This window comes from Mesorhizobium sp. M7A.F.Ca.CA.004.04.2.1, assembly GCF_004022825.1.
GTDB lineage: Bacteria > Pseudomonadota > Alphaproteobacteria > Rhizobiales > Rhizobiaceae > Mesorhizobium.
Genome location: NZ_RZPH01000706.1, coordinates 1 through 3237, shown reverse-complemented (window position 1 = coordinate 3237; position 3237 = coordinate 1). Strand labels below are relative to the sequence as shown.

The following is a 3237-nucleotide window of genomic DNA, read 5'->3' as shown; positions in this document are numbered from 1 at the left end:
CGATGATGCCGCCATGCTCGCCGACGATCTTGGCGACCAGCGCAAGACCCAACCCGGAGCCGTTCGGCTTGGTGGTGATGAACGGGTCGAACAGGATCGGCAGGATGTCTTCGGAGACGCCGGAGCCATTGTCGCGCACGCAGAATTCCAGCGGCAGCGACACGCGGTCCTGCGTGCCCGGAACGGAAACACGGATGCCCGGCCGGAAGGCGGTCGACAGCACGATCTCGCCCTGCGGGTCGCTGCCGATCGCCTCGGCAGCGTTCTTGACCAGGTTGAGGAACACCTGGATGAGTTGATCGCGGTTGGCAAACACCGGAGGCAATGAAGGATCATAATCCTCCATTATCTTGATTTTCTTGGCAAAACCATTCTTGGCAATCGCCTTCACATGGTCGAGCACGACATGGATATTGACGGGATAGCGATCGATCGGCCGCTCGTCGGAAAACACCTCCATGCGATCGACCAGCGATACGATGCGGTCCGTCTCGTCGGTGATCAGCCGCGTCAGCGCGCGGTCTTCGTCGGAAGCCGACAGTTCGAGAAGCTGGGCAGCGCCGCGGATGCCGGAGAGCGGGTTCTTGATCTCATGGGCAAGCATTGCCGCCAGACCGGTCACCGAACGTGCGGCACCCCGATGCGTCATCTGCCGGTCGATCTTGTCGGCCATCGACCGTTCCTGGAACATCACCACGACGGAGCCCGGATATTCCGGCACCGGCGCGACGTAGAGATCGACGACCTTTTCGATGCCGAGACGCGGCGACGACACGTCGACCCGATACTCGTTGACCGGAGCCCGACGCTCGCGCACCTGATCGACCAGCGTCAGCAGCGGGCTGCCGAAGGGAATGAGTTTTGACAGCGTGTTGCGGGCGAGCATGTTTGCACTCGAGCGAAAGAAATCTTCCGCGTCGGCGTTGGCATAGGTGATGAAACCTTCCTCGCTGATCATGATCACCGGGCGACGGATGGTGTTGAGCACGATCTGGGCGGCATCCGCCATTTCAGCGCCCTGGCCGGCGGCGGCGTTCATGCGGCGCTCCGCAGGTTCAAGGGTTGCGGATCGCGCGAAAACACATCGCGCAGCAAGGCAATGACGCGCGCGGGCTCGAATGCGGTCAGTATGGCCTTTCGGCTGTCGTCGGCGACGCCGCCGGCATGCCGGTCGAGATACCAGCCAAGGTGTTTGCGCGCCTGGCGCAGGCCGCTTTCGGCGCCGTAGAGCGCCAGCATGTCCTCATAATGGGCCACGATGTAGTCGGCGACCGCCGTCGAGTCCCGTGGCATGTTTGGCGTCGCCTCGCCGATCGCTGCGGCCGCAATGCCGCCTGCGATCCAGGGCGCGCCATAATGGGCACGGCCGATCATCACGGCGTCGGCACCCGATTGATCGAGAATGTCGGCCGCTTCCGCCGGCGAAGAGACGTCACCATTGGCGACGACCGGGATGGACACGGCTTCCTTGACGCGGGCGATGGCGCGCCAGTCGGCCTTGCCCTGGTAGAACTGGCAGCGCGTGCGGCCGTGCACGGTCACCATGCTGACACCGGCCTGCTCGGCGCGGCGCGCGAGCATCGGCGCATTGAGCGCGCCTTCGTCCCAGCCAAGCCGCATCTTGACCGTCACCGGCACCTCGACCGCGCCGACAACGGCGTCGATCAGCGACAGTGCGTGGTCGAGATCCAGCATCAATGCCGAACCCGCATAACCGCCGGTAACCTTCTTGGCCGGGCATCCCATGTTGATGTCGATGATGTCGGCGCCCTCACCGGCGGCGATTCTGGCACCTTCGGCCATGTGCATCGCCTCACGGCCTGCCAGCTGAACCATATGGACGGGCAGGCCGGAGTGGCGTATGCGCAGCTTGAAACCGGCCCTGCCCTTGGCAAGCTCGCCGCTGGCAACCATTTCGGATACGACCAGGCCCGCTCCATGCGCGTGGGCACGCTGCCGGAACGGCTCGTCCGTAATCCCCGACATCGGTGCGAGGAACACGCGATTGCGGATTCTCACGCCACCGACATCGAGCGGCGCGGCCAATTTGGTCAAGTTAACCATGCACAAAAACCAAGCATCTTCATTCGTTGCACATTCTCTAGCCAGAACCGGCGCAATGTGCAACGCGGAATGACGCCACATTAAGGCGCAATTGGGAAAATGCCGGCCTTCGGCTTTGGCCGCGACCAAAGCGCCGCGCGTCGCCGAGGACGCGCAAAAGACGCTTTGGAATTTCATACTTAGCGCACGATCTTTCCGAAAACCGATTACACTTTTCGGGATCGTGCGCTAGGACCAAACAGGCATGACTGACGCAAGTGAAAATCACGTTTCGGGTGCGGATGGCAAGGTCGCGGTGGTGATCGTTGCGGCCGGCCGTGGTGCGCGCGCCGGACAGGCCAACGGACCGAAGCAATATCAACACATTGGCGGCTTTGCCGTCATTGCACACACGCTGGACATTTTTCTGGCCCACCCGCGGACGAGCGAGATCGTCGTCGCCATTCATGCCGATGACCATGAGTTGTTCCGGCAGGCGGCGGGCGCCAATGCCGAGCGCGTCACCGCCATCATGGGCGGGGCGACGAGGCAGGAATCCGTTCGGCTCGGCCTGCTTGCCCTTAGAGGCCACGCGCCGGCGCAGGTCCTGATCCATGACGCCGTGCGTCCGTTTGTCGATGCGGACCTGATAGATCGCACCATCGCCGCCATCGGCGAGCGCGAGGGCGCGTTGCCCGCTTTGCCCGTCGCCGACACGCTGAAGCGCGAATCGGCCTCCGGCGTGGTTGGCGAAACCGTATCGCGCAGCGGGCTTCACGCGGCGCAAACGCCACAAGGCTTTCCGTTCTGGCCCATTCTTGCCGCGCACGAGAAAGCCCGTCATCTGGGAAAAATGGATTTTACCGACGATGCCGCGATCGCCGAATGGGCGCATATTCCGGTCAAGATCGTTCCGGGCTCGCCGGACAATGTCAAACTCACCTGGGCACGGGATATTGCGATGGCGGACCAGCGGCTTTCCGGCGAACGCGTGCGCTTTCCCGACATCCGTACCGGCAATGGCTACGACGTCCACGCCTTCGAACCGGGAGACCATGTCACTTTGTGTGGCGTCGCCATAGCGCACGACAAGAAGCTGTCCGGCCATTCCGACGCCGATGTCGGTCTGCACGCCTTGACCGATGCGCTGCTGGCGACTTGCGGCGCAGGCGACATCGGCACGCATTTCCCGCC

General features: G+C 63.2%; 3 protein-coding genes. 1 reads left to right on the top strand and 2 read right to left on the bottom strand.

Annotated features, from left to right (window positions below):
* Together EN893_RS25595 and dusB are read right to left on the bottom strand one after the other, a co-directional pair.
* A partial coding sequence (locus tag EN893_RS25595) for a nitrogen regulation protein NR(II) (RefSeq protein WP_164901095.1) occupies window positions 1–1039 on the bottom strand: 1039 nt, incomplete at its 3' end.
* Complete coding sequence (dusB, locus tag EN893_RS25590) at window positions 1036–2064, bottom strand: tRNA dihydrouridine synthase DusB (RefSeq protein ID WP_127267302.1); 1029 nt, start codon at window positions 2062–2064, stop codon at window positions 1036–1038. The genes dusB and EN893_RS25595, both read right to left, overlap by 4 nt.
* Before the next feature lie 244 nt (window positions 2065–2308).
* On the opposite strand from dusB, the gene ispD reads away from it, so the two are divergent.
* Window positions 2309–3237: 2-C-methyl-D-erythritol 4-phosphate cytidylyltransferase (gene ispD / locus EN893_RS25585; RefSeq protein WP_128361869.1), on the top strand; the 929-nt coding region annotated here is incomplete at its 3' end.

Coding starts and splice junctions, on each gene's coding strand:
- dusB (WP_127267302.1), bottom strand. CDS start 2,064: ATGGTTAACTTGACCAAATTGGCCGCGCCGCTCGATGTCGGTGGCGTG.